The 15,928-nt window shown below is 30.2% G+C and carries 14 protein-coding genes; 4 read left to right on the top strand and 10 right to left on the bottom strand.

Going from position 1 to position 15,928, the window contains the following annotated elements; translation table 11 throughout:
- Positions 1-108 precede the first annotated feature (108 nt).
- Complete coding sequence (locus LJD32_RS01520) at positions 109-1,587, bottom strand: 6-phospho-beta-glucosidase (RefSeq protein ID WP_227391606.1); 1,479 nt, start codon at positions 1,585-1,587, stop codon at positions 109-111.
- Positions 1,588-1,739: 152 nt separating this feature from the next.
- Between LJD32_RS01520 and LJD32_RS01515 the strand changes: the two genes are divergently transcribed.
- Complete coding sequence (locus LJD32_RS01515) at positions 1,740-2,630, top strand: helix-turn-helix domain-containing protein (protein WP_227391605.1); 891 nt, start codon at positions 1,740-1,742, stop codon at positions 2,628-2,630.
- A gap of 26 nt (positions 2,631-2,656) precedes the next feature.
- Here LJD32_RS01515 and LJD32_RS01510 read toward each other — a convergent pair whose 3' ends face one another.
- From LJD32_RS01510 to LJD32_RS01475, 8 genes are all read right to left on the bottom strand, one after another.
- Positions 2,657-3,991, bottom strand: a complete 1,335-nt coding sequence (locus tag LJD32_RS01510; protein ID WP_032091076.1) for an MATE family efflux transporter — start codon at positions 3,989-3,991, stop codon at positions 2,657-2,659.
- A gap of 69 nt (positions 3,992-4,060) precedes the next feature.
- A complete protein-coding gene (locus tag LJD32_RS01505) occupies positions 4,061-4,921 on the bottom strand; it encodes a LysR family transcriptional regulator (RefSeq protein ID WP_227391604.1) in 861 nt (286 codons plus the stop codon).
- 59 nt (positions 4,922-4,980) lie between these two features.
- Positions 4,981-5,355 (bottom strand): DUF956 family protein, encoded by a 375-nt coding sequence (locus tag LJD32_RS01500; protein ID WP_022002075.1) that lies wholly within the window; start codon positions 5,353-5,355, stop codon positions 4,981-4,983.
- Between the two features lie 32 nt (positions 5,356-5,387).
- Positions 5,388-6,305, bottom strand: coding sequence for a PTS system mannose/fructose/sorbose family transporter subunit IID (locus tag LJD32_RS01495; RefSeq protein ID WP_032091074.1), 918 nt, complete (start codon positions 6,303-6,305; stop codon positions 5,388-5,390).
- Positions 6,306-6,325: 20 nt separating this feature from the next.
- Positions 6,326-7,141: a PTS mannose/fructose/sorbose transporter subunit IIC gene (locus LJD32_RS01490; protein ID WP_175301153.1), complete on the bottom strand. Its 816-nt coding sequence runs from the start codon at positions 7,139-7,141 to the stop codon at positions 6,326-6,328.
- Between the two features lie 12 nt (positions 7,142-7,153).
- Positions 7,154-8,146 (bottom strand): PTS sugar transporter subunit IIB, encoded by a 993-nt coding sequence (locus LJD32_RS01485; protein WP_032091072.1) that lies wholly within the window; start codon positions 8,144-8,146, stop codon positions 7,154-7,156.
- 301 nt (positions 8,147-8,447) lie between these two features.
- Positions 8,448-9,281, bottom strand: a complete 834-nt coding sequence (locus LJD32_RS01480) for a PRD domain-containing protein (RefSeq protein WP_227391603.1) — start codon at positions 9,279-9,281, stop codon at positions 8,448-8,450.
- Between the two features lie 9 nt (positions 9,282-9,290).
- Positions 9,291-11,372, bottom strand: coding sequence for a PTS transporter subunit IIABC (locus LJD32_RS01475; RefSeq protein ID WP_227391602.1), 2,082 nt, complete (start codon positions 11,370-11,372; stop codon positions 9,291-9,293).
- A 114-nt stretch (positions 11,373-11,486) separates the two neighbouring features.
- On the opposite strand from LJD32_RS01475, the gene LJD32_RS01470 reads away from it, so the two are divergent.
- Both LJD32_RS01470 and LJD32_RS01465 read left to right on the top strand, forming a co-directional pair.
- Positions 11,487-11,633, top strand: a complete 147-nt coding sequence (locus LJD32_RS01470) for a hypothetical protein (protein ID WP_227391601.1) — start codon at positions 11,487-11,489, stop codon at positions 11,631-11,633.
- Between the two features lie 61 nt (positions 11,634-11,694).
- Positions 11,695-12,453: an SDR family NAD(P)-dependent oxidoreductase gene (locus LJD32_RS01465; protein WP_022002084.1), complete on the top strand. Its 759-nt coding sequence runs from the start codon at positions 11,695-11,697 to the stop codon at positions 12,451-12,453.
- 572 nt (positions 12,454-13,025) lie between these two features.
- Here LJD32_RS01465 and LJD32_RS01460 read toward each other — a convergent pair.
- Positions 13,026-14,363 carry an MATE family efflux transporter gene (locus tag LJD32_RS01460; protein WP_227391600.1) on the bottom strand — a complete coding sequence of 446 codons (1,338 nt, stop codon included), beginning with the start codon at positions 14,361-14,363 and terminating at the stop codon, positions 13,026-13,028.
- Between the two features lie 305 nt (positions 14,364-14,668).
- Between LJD32_RS01460 and LJD32_RS01455 the strand changes: the two genes are divergently transcribed.
- The gene (locus LJD32_RS01455) at positions 14,669-15,628 is read left to right on the top strand and encodes an HRDC domain-containing protein (protein ID WP_227391599.1); all 960 of its coding nucleotides are present in this window, start codon (positions 14,669-14,671) and stop codon (positions 15,626-15,628) included.
- Positions 15,629-15,928: the final 300 nt, after the last annotated feature.

Below are 15,928 nucleotides of genomic sequence, written 5' to 3'. Positions count from 1 at the left end.
ATCACAAAGCAATAATCAATAGTTTTCAAGAAAAGAAAATAGATAAATACGTAAGAAAGTACGCAAGATAAAATGTACTAAAAAAGGAATCTTGCGATTCCTTTTGAATTAATCATCTAAAATAGAAGATCCATTTGTAGCAATCACTTCTTTATACCAATCGTATGATTTCTTTTTAGAACGTTTATAAGTACCATTACCATAATCATCAACATCTACATAAATAAATCCATATCTCTTAGACATTTGATTAGTTGAATTAGATAATAAATCAATTGGTGCCCAAGTTGTATAACCCATTAATTCAACACCATCTTCTTCAATAGCTTTATACATTTGTCTAATATGTTCTCTTAAATAATCAATACGATAATCATCATTAATAGAACCATCAGCTTCTACAGTATCTTTAGCACCTAAACCATTTTCAACAATAAATAATGGTTTTCTATAACGATCATATAAATCTACACAAGAAATTCTTAAACCGATAGGGTCAATTTGCCATCCCCAATCAGAACTAGGAATATGAGGGTTTTTAATAGCTGTAACAGTATTACCTGCACTCATTTCTAATCCTTTAGTATCCGCAGCAACACAACTTGATGAATAATAACTAAATGAAATAAAATCAACAGGATATTTTTTCATGATTTCTAGATCTTCATCAGTCATTTTAATATTGAATCCTTTATTTTTATACATTTGTAATAAGTATTTAGGATATTCACCATGAACTTGTGTATCGCTATAACAATAGATTTGTCTCATTCTTTGTTGTTGTTCTAATACATCTTCTGGTTTACATGTATATGGATAATAAGTTAATTTAGTAAGCATACAACCTACTTTAGCGTCAGGAATATTTTCATGTGTAATTTTTACCGCTAAAGCACTTGCCACAAATTGATGATGCATTGCTTGATATTCAACTTCTTCAAATTCTTCTGGTTTGAATCTTGATTCAATAAGTCCACCGGTCATAAATGGATGTCTAATGATTGAATCAATTTCATTGAATGTTAACCATAATTTTACTTTATCTTTATATCTTTTAGTAATAACATCAACATAACGTGTAAAGAATTCAATCGAACGACGATCATACCAACCATTATAGTCCATACAGAATGCTAGTGGTGGTTCATAATGGGACATAGTAACTAATGGTTGCATCCCATATTTTAAACATTCATCAAAGACATCATCATAGAATTTTAAACCTTCTTCATTTGGTTCTAATTCATCCCCTCTAGGGAAAATACGAGACCAAGCAATAGACATTCTATAAACTTTAAATCCCATACCTGCAAGTAAAGCAATATCTTCTTTATAATGATGATAAAAATCAATCCCATGGCGTTTAGGATAATAAACTTCATCATCTGTACTTAAAGCTTTTTCAATCATTTCATCAGAAATATCGCATAAACCATGAGTATTTAATAAATCATTCATTGATTTAGGATCAGTAAATAATTGTACATCACTACAACTTACTCCTTTTCCTCCTTCTTTCCAACCACCTTCATATTGGTTAGCGGCAGTAGCTCCACCCCATAAAAAACCTTCTGGAAATTGTTTCATATTATATTTCTCCTTATTTTTTATTATCAAATTCATTATATCGATATTATTGAATATTTGTTTGTTTTTTCATAATATAAAAACTAATTCTACTTATAAGAGGTGTTGTTTTCTATTTAAAATGATATGATTTGATTAAAGGAAGTGGTCATATGGATCTTATCAAAATAGGTAAATATATAGCTTTTAAAAGAAAAGAACAAGGCTTAACACAAAAACAGCTTGCTGAAAAGTTAAATATGTCTGATAAATCAGTCTCTAAATGGGAAAGAGGTATATGTTTACCGGATGTCTCTGTTTATCTAGAATTATGTAAAATACTAGATATAAGTATTAATGAGTTTCTGGCTGGCGAAGATATACCTAAAGAAACAATTGAACAAAAAGCAGAAGAAAATATTATTCAGATTACAAAAGATAATAAAAACAAACAAAAGTATCTAAAGAAAATTATAAGATTATTAATAGTTATGCTTGTTGTTTTCATATTTATTACAAGCATATTTATCTACAAAAAATTAACACAACCACAAAACTATATAGAACCTTATTTAGAAAAAAGCACAGAAATGCAAACGGCAAATATGCTTTCTAGTCATCCAGGGAATATTTTGTTATTTCATTATAATTCAAAAAAGAATTATGATTCATTAACTATGTATTTAACCCAATATCAAAAAGGTAAAAAGATATCTGATAAAGAAATCTGTACATTTTATAATAATCCTTCAAAAGGAACAAATACCGGAAATATTGCTTTAGTAGTTGATTATGAAGCTTCTACTTTGAAGATTATAGATGCTTTTGAAGATGGGTATTATGTAGCTGAAGGTATTTCATTTTTAGAAAACATTAGTAACTATGATGTTTGGGATTATGATAAAATTGAAGAAAAAACATCTATTAAATATAGTAAAAAACAAATGTTAGTGGCATTATCTTATGGAAAAAATCATGTCACATCTCTTCCTATAAAAGGGTTAGAAACAAACAAAAAGATAAAGAATGATTATACATGTATTCTTTCAATTAAGTTTAAGTAAAAACGTCATCACTTGGATGACGTTTTTTAAAAATCAAATTTATTCTTTTTCTTCATAACAATAAAGACAGTTATACAAATAAGAGCAGATAAAATAGAACCAAGAGCGGGTGTAAGTCCCATTGGTAGTAATGTTTCAGGGAAAAGTTTAGAAGTAATATAAGCTCCTGGAACTCTTATAAGGGCTATGGAAATTACATTATGAATAAAGGAAATAATGGAATAACCATAAGCTGTAAAGAATCCACTAAAACAAAAATGAATAGAAGCAAAGACACAATCTAAAACATATCCTTTTAAATATTGACTACCATACATAATAACTGCAGCTTCACTTGTAAATAACGAAAGAATTTCCTTGGAAATAAATTGACAAGTAAGCGCAAAGAAAATTCCAAATCCTAAAGCAATAAAGCATCCATAGCGTAAAGTTTGTCTTGCTCTTTGATGTTGTTTTGTTCCAACACATTGTGCACAGATTGCCGAGATGGCAGATAACATACTTGATGGTACTAAGAATAAAAAGCTAATGATTTTTTCTACAACACCAACTGCGGCGGCAATATCAACGCCACGGCTATTAGCAATAATCGTAATAATGATAAATGAAATTTGAATCAAACCATCTTGCATAGAAATAGGAAAACCAATTTTAAAGATATCTTTAATAATCTTTTTATGTAATTTAAAATGGTGTCTATGGATGACAATCAATTTTCTTTTAATAATTGCAAATAAAGCAACAATTACACTAATAAGTTGTGAAATCACTGTCCCAAATGCTGCTCCAACGGCATGCATATTGAAATAACCAATGAAAATAAAATCTAACACGATATTAAAAAAACAAGCAACTGCCACAAAATACATAGGACTTTTAGAATCCCCTAATCCTCTAAAAATAGAACTAATAATATTGTAAGCAGTAATAAAAGGAATACCGATAAAACATATTTTTAAATAAATCGTTGTTTCTTGAATCGCTTCTACAGGTGTAGACATAATAGAAACAATCGGATTAATAAAGAATAATAAAATCAAAGTAACAATCAGGGATAAAATCATAAAGATAATGATTGTATTTCCTACAGTCATCCTTTTTTCTTCTTCTTTTCTTTCACCAACATAACGACCAATCATGACCGTTGAACCCATTGCAATTCCTACAAGCATAACAGTAATCATATGCATGACCTGACTTCCAATAGAAACCCCTGATAAAGAAGCGGCTCCATTGTATTGACCGACAATAAATAAATCAGCCATGCCATAGAATGTTTGTAAGAAATTAGCAAGTAAAAATGGTAATGAGAAAGTAATAATATTTTTTAAGGCACTGCCTTTTGTTAAATCTTTTTGCATAACATCAACTCCTTGCTTTGTATTATATAGGATAAATGTTAAAAGATAAAACGAAAAAAAATGCTTAATCTAGCACTTTTTTTCATGTATATGTTGCAATAATAGATTTAAGTTCTCTGATTTATTTTGTTTTAAATAAACAAGATTTATTTTTTCAAGATCAGCAAAGTATTTACTAATATCCTCTAAATAGAACTGATCTCTGTTTTCTACTTCTTTTGTAGGAAGGATTGAAAAACCTCTAGATAGATTAAGTAAAAGAAGTTGTTTAGGAAATTCTTTAACGTATTCTACTTTATTAAAAGTTGTATGATAAATTTTATAAAGTTCATCTTTACATAATTGATGATAGTTTTGATCTGTTGCTTTTGTAATATAGGAAACAGATTGAATGACCTTTTCTATTGTATGATATTTATGGATCAGTTCTTTTGAACAAACAAGAGAAACGTTTTCTTTAGATAAGGTTGTTGTTTCAATTGGATTGTTTTTGTAGAAAGAGAGCATGCTTGGAGAAATTAACGCATCGAGTTGATGCGCTTTTAGGCCTTCCATCAATTCATTTTCTTCAAGATAAGAATAAGAAATAGAAAGATGTGGGTATTTCTTTTCAAAGCTTTCAAGAATTTCAAAGTCTGTAAAATCTGTTGTTTTCATGCCTATATGTAAAGTATTCGTTTGTTGAATATTTTGACATAAAGTTTGATAAGAAGCATAAATGTTTTTCATTCCTTCATAGAACTGTTTTCCTTGTTTAGTAAGAGTTAATGTTCTATGTTCTCTTATAAATAGCTGTGTTTGGAGTTCTTGTTCTAAGACAGCAATGTATTTAGACATGGTTGTTTGTCCAATATGACAAGCGTTAGCTGCTTGCGTAAAGTTTTTATATTCAACAGCTTTAAAGAAATAATGTATTTTATTTAGATCCATAATATCACCTCTTTCATTATAACAAAAAAAAGGAGCAATGAAGCTCCTTTGCTCAATATTTATTTACGTTTGAATAATGATTTTAAACCACGAGAGATTACTTGAAAGAAACTAAGAGAACGAACCATATTATTTGGATCAACATAATTTCTAACAGCTCTTAATGTCTTTTTATTATCTCTTGTCGAAAAGATAAAGTTTCCGTTGTTTTTCGTAACAACTGCAAAACGAGGAATCCATTTTCCTTTAAACATGACACTTGCCATGATTTCTGTTACTTCAGACCAAGGAATTTGAATATAATCATTGACGTTTTTATCATTGTAATATTCAAAAGCTTCATCCCCGACTAACACTTTACCATAGTTTGCCATTCCTAAATAAGAAGTAGCATTAATTGTTAAATCGACTTTTTTATTTAATGATTGTACCATATATTCCCTCCATAAATATTGAACTTTTTAAATTACATAATTCCAGCTAAACGAGCTAAGATACCAACGATAAATAATGCAACGATAATAACGATTGGTGAAACTTTTTTCTTTAATAACCAGCAGCAAAGTAATGTAAGTAATAATGCTGCAAGACCAGGAATTAATTGATCTAAGTTTTGTTGTAAAGTAGTAACTTTAATTTTATCTAATCCAGTAGCTCCAAGGGAAGCATATTGAGATAAAGCTGATTTAATACCTTCAGCTCCACCTTTGATTTGACTCCAATCAATATAAGCACCTTCAGATTGAGTAACTCTAGAAACAACAGGAGTAAATGAAATACTTACCCAACGTTGAACTAAAGAACCGATAATGAACATACCTAAAATAGAAGCACCTTGAGTAATTTTACCTAATAAACCACCAGATAAATCTTTTGCGATAGAAGTACCAACTTTATATCCAAATTCTTGAGTATACCAAATAAATGCCATACGGATAATATTCCAAGCAAAGAAGAATAATAATGGACCAACAATACTTCCACCTAAAGCAAGAGAAGCACCTAAAGCACCTAAGATTGGTCTTAAAGTGAACCAGAATACTGGATCTCCAACCCCTGCAAGAGGTCCCATCATACCAACTTTAACCCCTTGAATAGCTTGATTATTGATTTCAGCACCATTAGCTCTTTCTTCTTCTAAGGCTAATGTAACACCCATAACTGGGGCTGAAACATAAGGATGTGTATTATAGAATTCTAGATGTCTTTTTAAAGCATCTGCTCTATCTTGTGGATCTTTGTATAATTTTTTGATAGCTGGGATAATTGAATAACACCAACCACCATTTTGCATACGTTCATAGTTCCATGATCCTTGAAGGAACTGATGACGCCAAGCAACTGATAAACGATCTTTTTTAGTTAATTGAATTTTTTCTGCCATATTTCTTTCCTCCTTCAAGATTAATAGTCATTTAAAATATCACCTAATGGATCACCAGAACCAGTAGAACCACCATTACCAGAACCACCGTTTTCTTTTAATCCTAAGTAAATTAAAGCAATAGCAACACCTAAAGCACCTAAAGCGATTAATGTTAATTCGCTTAATGCAGCTAATACGAAACCGATAGCAAAGAATGGCCAAGTTTCTTTAGTTGACATCATATTAATAACCATTGCATAACCTACAGCGGCAACCATTCCACCACCAACAGTCATACCACCTGATAACCAAGCAGGCATTTGATTTAAAACACTAGTTACTGCTTCAGCAGGAACGATACATAGTGCAGCAGCAGGAACTGCGATTCTGACACCTTGTAATAAGATACCTAAAATTTGATAGATTTCAATTTTACGGTAATCACCTTTTTCAGCAGCACCATCCATTAAGTGAACTAATGGGATAGCGATTGTACGACAGATCATAGTTAAGAATAAACCAGCTACTGATAAAGGAATTGCAACAGCAATTGAAGTAGAGATAGCTGTTTGTGTATTAACAGTACCACCATTTAAACCTAAAACCATGATAATTGCAGAAGCAACAGAAGCTAAAGCAGCATCTGGAGCAACAGCAGCACCAACGTTTGCCCATCCTAAGGCAATCATTTGTAAAGAACCACCTAAGACAATACCTTCACTTAGATGTCCTGAAACTAAACCAATTAAAGTACACGCTACTAGTGGTTGATGGAATTGGAATTCATCTAAAATCCCTTCCATACCTGCTAATAATGCTACTAAAATAATTAACATAATAGTAATTGCAGACATTAAATTTTCCCCCTATTTCATATTTTGAAGTTCAGTCTTTGCTTTTTTAAGAAGACTGTCCATATTTTCTTTAGAATCAGCAGGTACTTTACGAACATCGAAAGTAACACCCATTTCTTTTAATTTTTCTAAAGTTTCAACATCTTTTTGATCCATAGCAATGGCTTTATTAACAACTACTTTACCAACTGAGTGAGCCATAGAACCAATATTTAATTCTTTAATATCAACGCCACCTTCAATAGCTCTTAAAGCATCTTGAGGAGTTTCAAATAACAATAAAGCTTTAGTAGCACCAAAACGAGGATCTTTAGCGACTTCAATCATCTTTTTGACTGGTACAACGTTTGCTTTAACACCTGGTGGTGCAGCTTGTTCAATCATTTGTTTACGTAATGCATCTTGAGATACTGCATCAGATACAACAATGATACGAGTTGGTTGAGTTGATTTTGTCCAAGTAGTAGCTACTTGACCATGTAATAAACGTGTATCAACACGAGCTAAGACATATTTAATATGTCCATCTCCAAGAACAGTTCCTTCAGGAATAGCCCCAGCAGGTGCTGGTTGTTCATCTTTTACTGCTTCTTCCTTTTTAGGTTCTAATTCTTCTGGACGAATGTTAACTCCGTCTCTAGCAACTTCACAGATATGAGTTGCGATTTCATGTGCGCTGTCAGTAGACATACGCATTGCATATGCTTCAATAAGCATTGGTAAATTTAACCCAGTAACGATTGCCCAATGATCTTCATGACCGTTAAGTAATAAGTTTGCTTGGTTGAAAGGAGTACCACTCCATAAATCAACTAAGAAAAGAACTTCGTCTTGATTTTCAAAAGTGGAAATAGCTTCTTCCATTTTTGCTCTTAAATCATCAGGACCTTCACTTGGTTGTAAAGTCACAGCTTTTACATCTTTTTGTTCACCGAAAATCATAGAACCAGATTGTAAAATTCCATTAGCGAATTCACCATGACTTGCAAGAATAATTCCTACCATATTTTTCCTCCCTCTCTTTAATTAACATTGAATAACAAAAAAAGTAGGCCAACTATTTAAAAGAAGATACAATAAAGCTATTGCTCTTTTTTAAAATAGTTAATGCCTACTTAAAGTTACACACTATTGAATATTCAATTTAATTACAGTGGTATACTAACACCAAAAAATGTAAGCGTCAATCATTTTTTTACATTTTTATGTTCTTTCATTATTTTTTATCATACAAAAAATAATGAAAAGAATAAAATATAATATAAAACAATCACAATTTATCAATAAATAAAAAAAGGAGTGACCCCTAATTTTGAAATGCACTTGATAAAATTCTTTCCAAATGTAAAGCAAGATAACCAACTTCTGATGCTGGTAATTCTTTATGAAGTACCTTTGATAAATTATCACACATTCTTATTGCTTGTTCATAAGCAAAAGGAAATTTATTTTTTGTAAATTCACTAATATCCATTTGTAATTGTTCATTAGTATTTAAACGAATGATTAGGAATTTAATATGATTCATTAAACGAGCATAAGAAATAGATTCAATATCAATTTTTACATTTAAATCCGTTTGTAATTTAATAATACTTTCATGAACAATACGAGCAGCTTCCATGGATTCTCCTACTTTATTAGAAGAAATTGCCGAGTGAATATGTAAAGTAATGAAACTTACTTCATCATTGTTGATTTCTTTATTAATAAAAGATTTAATTATTTCTTTTGATTTTAAAGCAACTTCATATTCATCAGGGAAAAGAAGTCGTATATCATAAGTAAATGGATTACTAGGCATGATATTTTCATCCATACGTTTGATTGTAAAATGAATATGATCAGCAAGTGGAATAAGAATATCATGATTTACTTTTTGAAATTTATTAGTTGCTTCTTTGATGATTTCAGCCGCAATTTCTAAATAAACTGGATTAATATAATCAATAACTTTCTTTAACTTATCTTTGGCTTGATAGTTTTTTTGCATCATATATTTTTTAGCTTGAGGTGGAATTTCAAAATGATCATTTACTTTTTTACCAAAACCAATTCCTTTAGCCAAAATAATAATTTCATTATTACCTTCTTTAGCAAGAATGGTATTATTATTTAATATTTTTAAGACTTGATACATTTTGTTCACCTACTCTCTTATTTTTAAAACTGTTTCGCCACTTTTTTTATTTCCATAAATCTTTTCAAGAGACCCTTGTCCTTTGGTTACGATCATTAAAAGACAATCATCTACCGCATTTTCTTTAATATAATGCAAATCTGCATTCCATAAAAGATCTCCTTTTTTGACCTTTTGATTTATTTTAACAAGAAGTTCAAACCCTTGTCCATTTAATTTTACGGTATTAATACCAAAATGAATCAATAATTCCATTCCATTATCCAATTCTATACCAATAGCATGTTTTGTAGGATAAAGCATGGAAATCGTTCCATCACAAGGAGAAACCACTACACCATGAAGAGGGCGAATCATTAAACCATCCCCTAGAAGTTTATGGGCAAAGATATCATCACTACAATCTTCAATTGGTAAAACTTCACCATCAACAATATTCCCAATTTCTAAATCTGTTGTATGATAAACAATTGTTTTTTCTTCATCATAAGCTTCAGGGACGTTTTCAAGATAATCATCAATCTTTGTTTTTAAAGAAGAAGCTTTAGGACCAAAAATAATTTGAATTGCATTTCCTTGTAATAATACAGCTGCAGCCCCTGCTTGTTTTAAAGAAGCTTCACTTACTAATTCAGGTTCTTGTAAGGTTGCACGTAATCGTGTAATACAACAATCTAGATCTGTAAAGTTATGGCGACCACCTAATCCTTTAAGAATCATTTGAACTTGAGGATCAATTAAGGATTGATCAAAAGAATAATCCATTTTCTTTTTATTAAAAATCGTTAATTTATTATCATCTTCTCTTCCTGGTGTTTTTAAATCAAATTTCTTAATTAAAAAACGGAATGAAAAATAATATAGGAAGAAATAAATAAGCCCAAAGATTACAATAAAAATCCAATGAGTTTTACTATTGCCTTGTAATACCCCAAAAACAAGAAAATCAATCAAACCACAAGAAAAAGTAAAGCCAATTGTCACTCTTAAAGCTTGTGCTAAAACAAAAGCCGTACCCGCTAAAACGACATCCACTACAAATAACATAGGTGCTACAAAGATAAAAGTGAATTCAATCGGTTCAGTAATTCCAGTCAATATACTGGTAAGAGCCGCTGATAAAAAGAGACTTCTTACAACTTTTTTCGATTCATCTTTAGCACATTGATACATCGCTAAAGCAGCACCTGGTAAACCGAAAATCATAATCATAAATTCACCAGAGAAATATTTTGTTGCTTCAACACTGAAATGTTTTAGGTTTGGATCAGCTAATTGAGCAAAGAAAATATTTTGAGCACCATGAACTAAGACCCCATTAATTTCCATTGATCCCCCAATAGCTGTTTGATAAAAAGGCGTATAGAAAACATGGTGTAAACCAAAAGGAACAAGAGCTCGTTTAACAATCCCATAAACGAAAGTACCTCCATAGCCACTACTAGCAATCAATTGTCCAATCTTAAAGATACTTGATTGAATACTAGGCCAAATATAAAACATTAAAAAACCAATAAAAATATAAACAATTGTTGAAATAATTGGGACAAATCTTTCCCCTTCAAAGAAAGACAAAAAATTCGGTAATTGAATTTGATAGAAATGGTTATGTAAATAACTTACACCTAAACCAACAATAATCCCACCAAAGACTCCCATTTGTAGTGACATTTGTCCATATACATTTATCAATGTTCCATCTACGGCATCAACTAAAACTTTATTACCATTAATAACACCATTAAAAGTAAGTAAACTATGAATTGTTGAATGCATCACAAAAAAAGCAATAATCGAAGATAAAACAGCGACTTCTTTTGATTTCTTAGCCATTCCTGAAGCAACAGAAGCGGCAAAAATTAACGGTAGATTATCAAAAATAGTTTGTCCAACAGCCATTAATAACGTTAATATTTGATTTAAAATTGTTCCATATCCCAAAATACTTTCCATACCAAGTGAAGCAATCGTTGCTTCATTTGTAAGTGAACTTCCAATTCCTAAAAACATCCCTGCAATTGGAAGAACAGCAATAGGTAACATAAAACTACGTCCTATTCTTTGTAAAACACCAAAGACTTTTTTTCTCATATATTTCCTTTCCCATGGTTTCTTTGAAGAAACTATATCACTTCAAAGTGCGTACTTATATAAATATCAGTAAAAGTATATACTTTTTTTATACAAAATGATAGGAGAAAAAAGATGATTGCAGTAGATTTATTGAGTGAAATTTTTATTTTAATTGTATTAGGAATTTATTTGAAAAGGAATAACGTTATTGATGGACATACAGTGGATCAATTAACTGATTTAATTGTAAAAATATGGTATACTCACATACAATTTTAGGATATGAAAAAGATAGAGTTAAGCGCTTACATGTGTTACTATATATCTAGGAGGATTTTTTATGGGAAAATTGGATAATAAAGTGGCAATTATTACAGGAGGAAATGCTGGCGTAGGTAAAGAAATCGCTAAATTGTTTGCAAGTGAAGGAGCAAAAGTTGTTATTTCAGCAAGACGTCAACAAGTCTTAGAAGAAGCAGCAAAAGAAATTGAAGCAGCAGGAGGAACTGTTTTATGTGTTCCTACTGATATTTCTAAAGTGGATGATGTTAAAAACTTAGTAAGTAAAACAGTTGAAACTTTTGGTCAATTAGATATTTTAATTAATAATGCAGGTGTTTTAGATAAAGGATTAAATGCAATTGATCAAATTGATTATGATGATTTAAATAGAGTTATTGATATTAATCAAAAAGGAACAATGTATTGTATGTCAGAAGCTTTAAAAGTGATGAAAAGTGGAGCTTCTATTGTTAATATCTCAAGTGTTGCTGGACAATATGGTGCTGGTGGTGCTGTTTATGTATCTACTAAAGCAGCAATTATTGGGGTAACAAAACATGCAGCAATGCGTTTTGCTAAAGAAAAAATTAGATGTAATGTTATCTGTCCAGGAAGTATTACAACAGATATGGCAGCAGGATTAACACCTGATACAATGGATATGAAAATGATGGGTGCTATGTCAGCTCATAGTGATTTAACACTTCAACCTTGTAGTCCTTTAGATGTTGCAAAAGTAGCACTTTTCTTAGCAAGTGATGATGCAGCACCACTTACAGGACAAGTTGTTGTAAGTGATTATGGAGTAGATTTATAATATATGAAACCGCACATTGTGCGGTTTTTAATTGATTTGTTTTTTAATCATTGTATGAATGTTCTCCTCATGTCTAAAGACAGGGGATTATTGTTACCTGCCAACATTGTTGGCAGACCAGTTCATTTCTGATAGGTTGTAGTGCAAGATAGGGGTATGCCATTACCCTTCCTAGAGCAGAATACAAGTTAGTGTATCTACAATTAATTTCATAATAGCAACATTACTTACCTTTTGATCATTAAATACGACTTCTTTATCCGCTACATTTTTCATGATTAATTGTAATTCTAACTTCTTTTTTCCTTATCTTCTATCAATTCAATAGGCCCTTTTCCCATAATATTTTGATATTTCATAGAATATTGACAAGATGTTCTTCTTTCAACAAAATATATTAAATCGAGTTTCTTTCCTACTTTTGCAACATGAATGTTTATTATTATAAGTATAACAATAATTTAAATGAACAAAACACTGCCTTGATCTATAAAACATAAACGGCAACATTAATTATTTTCAATGATTTCTTTTATTTAAATCTGTAATTTCTCGTTCTGTTCGTCGCATAACTATGCTCCAAAATGATCTTTTTTAAAATGTTTATAATAAATAATAAAGAGAAAGGAAGTTGTAAACCAGGTGATTGGATAAGAAATAACAACACCTTTTAATGTTGGATAATGAGGAGAAATAAAGGTTACCCAAGCAACACGCAAAACACAAATACCAAGACAGACAAAAAGCATTGGTTTAAAAGATTCTCCACAACCTCTCATTGTTCCAGAAAAAATTTCTACACAACAGTAAGAAAAATAGAAAGGCATTAAAAAGAGTATTAAACTTTGACATTGATTAGTGATGGCTGGATCAGATGAAAAGAGTTTTGTAATATAACTTCCCCCAAAGCATAAGATCACACTTAAAGAAACTGCCATTGTTAAGGCAATCGCTAAAGCTGTTTTCGCTCCTTTTTGAATACGATCATAAAGATGAGCACCATAGTTTTGTCCTACAAAAGTTGTAATTGCGGCACCAATGGCTGCCATAGCCATCCAAAATAAAGCATCAATCTTTACATAGACTGACCATGAAGCAATCGTTTGTGTTCCAAAAGCATTAATATGTGTTTGTAAGACGATATTGGCGATACTATACATTGTTGATTGAATTCCTGCAGGAGCTCCAATTTGGACAATTTTCTTTAATACAGGTAAATGAAATTTAATTTTTGATAATGTAAGTTGATAAACATCTTTAGAAAACATTAGTTGAATTGTGACTAAAATAGCACATACTGTTTGAGCAATAAAAGTCGCAATCGCTGCCCCAGCAATACCTTTATGTAAAATAACAACTAAAACAAAATCAAAAACAACATTAACAATACTACAAATAATTAAATAATAAAGTGGTCTTTTACTATCTCCTACAGCTCTTAAAATTCCTGAACCAATATTATAAATAGCTCCAGGAATCATCCCTAAAAAGTAAAGTCTCATATAAAGACTGGCATCATTTAAAATATCATGAGGAACACCTATTGCATCTAAACATTGATAAGAAAAGAATAAACCAAAAAGCATCATGATAATTCCACTAACAATAGCAAGCATATATGAAGTATGGACTGCTTGATGTATCTTATCTTTATTATGAGCTCCATAATATTGAGCAATAACAACAGAAGCTCCAGTTGATAAACCAACATAGAAGTTAACAACTAAGTTTGTCAAATTCCCTGTTGAACCAACAGCAGCAAGAGCATTTGTCCCACAAGCTTGACCAACAATAATGGTATCAACGGTATTATATAGTTGTTGAAAAAAGCTTCCAATTAATATTGGAAAAAAGAAAAAAAGTAATTGTTTCCAAATAACTCCCTTAGTAAAATCTTGTGTTTTATTCATAGATCCCCCTCCTATAATAAAAAACACCCAAAGGTGCATCACTTGGAATAATGGTATCACATAATTTTTGATAAAACAACCAAAGAAGAAACATGAAAAAGTAAAATAAAGTTCATACTTCTTATTTATGATAATACACGAAAGGAGGAACAAGAACTTACTTAAACAAAACTTAATTATAAACTTCCCTTTTTAAAAAAGATAATAATAGATAAAAAAACAGATTCTCCCCTCCCTTTTGAATCTGTTTTTTGTTGTTTCTATATAATGAAAATGATAAGGTAGATAGAGAGAGGTACAAATCTATGTTATTTAAAGATAAATTAAAAGAACCTGTTATTTATAAAGGGAGTAATAAGGCAATAAATGAACTAAATCAAATACAAGAATATTTAAAAACACATACAAGTAAAGAATTAGAAAAGAAAGCAAGACTTATTCAGTATGGTATTGAAGGAGAAGAGAATATTTTATTTGAATTAAAGAATAGTCATTTTCCAATGTATGTTTTACATGATATTTATATGGTAGATCATGATTTAAGTGCACAAATTGATTACATTATTATTACGCCATCAATGGTTTATTTTATTGAATGTAAAAATCTTATAGGGACAATCATGATCGATTCTATGGGAAATTTTACAAGAGAGTATACTTATAATGGAAAAATAATTAAAGAAGGTATTTATTCACCCATAACACAAAATCAAAGACATTTAGAGTTATATAAAATGTTACGTGAAAAGGATAAAGGATCAGTAATGAAATTTCTTTATGATAAGACCTTTTCAAGTGGTTTTAAATCACTTGTTGTCCTTGCAAATCCAAAGTCTATCTTAAAAAGCCGTTATGCTCCTAAAGAAATCAAAGAAAAAGTTATTAAAGCAGACCAGCTTATAGATTATATAAAGAAACATGAACAAAGTGCTTTTAGAAATCAAAAAGACATGATTGCTATGGCAGATGGACTTTTATCGTATCATCAAAAACAAGAAATACCGCCAATTCAAGAAGAAAATACATTTGAAAGTATAGAAGCTAATAATGATGATCAATTAATTGAGACTTTAAAAAAATATCGTATGAATAAAGCTCAAGAAAAGAATTTACCACCTTATTATATATTTAATGATATTACTTTAAATGAAATCATTACTTATAAACCAACAACAATAGAAGAACTCCTTGCAATAAAAGGATTTGGACCAAAGAAATGTGATTGGTATGGAGAAGATATTTTAGACATAATAAGAAGTTTGTAATGAACTTCTTTTTTAATCCCATAATTTTTGACAAAACAACCAAAGAGAAAACATGAAAAAGTAAAATAAAGTTCATATTTCTTCTTTATGATAATACACGAAAGGAGGAACAAGAACTTACTTAAACAAAACTTAATCATAAATTTCCCTTTTAAAAAAAGATAATAATAGATTAAAAAACAGATTCTCCCCCTCCCTTTTGAATCTGTTTTTTTGTGCAGAATATATAAACAACATTCATTGATTATGGTACAATAAATAAAAGAACATTTTGAATATAAAAGTAAATTAAAATGAAAT

This window comes from Faecalibacillus sp. TM498, from assembly GCF_020589955.1.
Taxonomy (GTDB): Bacteria; Bacillota_I; Bacilli_A; order Erysipelotrichales; family Coprobacillaceae; genus Faecalibacillus; species Faecalibacillus intestinalis.
Note: the sequence above shows the minus strand (reverse complement) of the source record. Positions and strands in the feature narration are given on the sequence as shown.

Excerpts from the sequence above, each read along its gene's own strand:
- LJD32_RS01520 (WP_227391606.1), bottom strand. The coding sequence starts at position 1,587 with ATGAAACAATTTCCAGAAGGTTTTTTATGGGGTGGAGCTACTGCCGCT.
- LJD32_RS01515 (WP_227391605.1), top strand. The coding sequence starts at position 1,740 with ATGGATCTTATCAAAATAGGTAAATATATAGCTTTTAAAAGAAAAGAA.
- LJD32_RS01510 (WP_032091076.1), bottom strand. The coding sequence starts at position 3,991 with ATGCAAAAAGATTTAACAAAAGGCAGTGCCTTAAAAAATATTATTACT.
- LJD32_RS01505 (WP_227391604.1), bottom strand. The coding sequence starts at position 4,921 with ATGGATCTAAATAAAATACATTATTTCTTTAAAGCTGTTGAATATAAA.
- LJD32_RS01500 (WP_022002075.1), bottom strand. The coding sequence starts at position 5,355 with ATGGTACAATCATTAAATAAAAAAGTCGATTTAACAATTAATGCTACT.
- LJD32_RS01495 (WP_032091074.1), bottom strand. The coding sequence starts at position 6,305 with ATGGCAGAAAAAATTCAATTAACTAAAAAAGATCGTTTATCAGTTGCT.
- LJD32_RS01490 (WP_175301153.1), bottom strand. The coding sequence starts at position 7,141 with ATGTCTGCAATTACTATTATGTTAATTATTTTAGTAGCATTATTAGCA.
- LJD32_RS01485 (WP_032091072.1), bottom strand. The coding sequence starts at position 8,146 with ATGGTAGGAATTATTCTTGCAAGTCATGGTGAATTCGCTAATGGAATT.
- LJD32_RS01480 (WP_227391603.1), bottom strand. The coding sequence starts at position 9,281 with ATGTATCAAGTCTTAAAAATATTAAATAATAATACCATTCTTGCTAAA.
- LJD32_RS01475 (WP_227391602.1), bottom strand. The coding sequence starts at position 11,372 with ATGAGAAAAAAAGTCTTTGGTGTTTTACAAAGAATAGGACGTAGTTTT.
- LJD32_RS01470 (WP_227391601.1), top strand. The coding sequence starts at position 11,487 with ATGATTGCAGTAGATTTATTGAGTGAAATTTTTATTTTAATTGTATTA.
- LJD32_RS01465 (WP_022002084.1), top strand. The coding sequence starts at position 11,695 with ATGGGAAAATTGGATAATAAAGTGGCAATTATTACAGGAGGAAATGCT.
- LJD32_RS01460 (WP_227391600.1), bottom strand. The coding sequence starts at position 14,363 with ATGAATAAAACACAAGATTTTACTAAGGGAGTTATTTGGAAACAATTA.
- LJD32_RS01455 (WP_227391599.1), top strand. The coding sequence starts at position 14,669 with ATGTTATTTAAAGATAAATTAAAAGAACCTGTTATTTATAAAGGGAGT.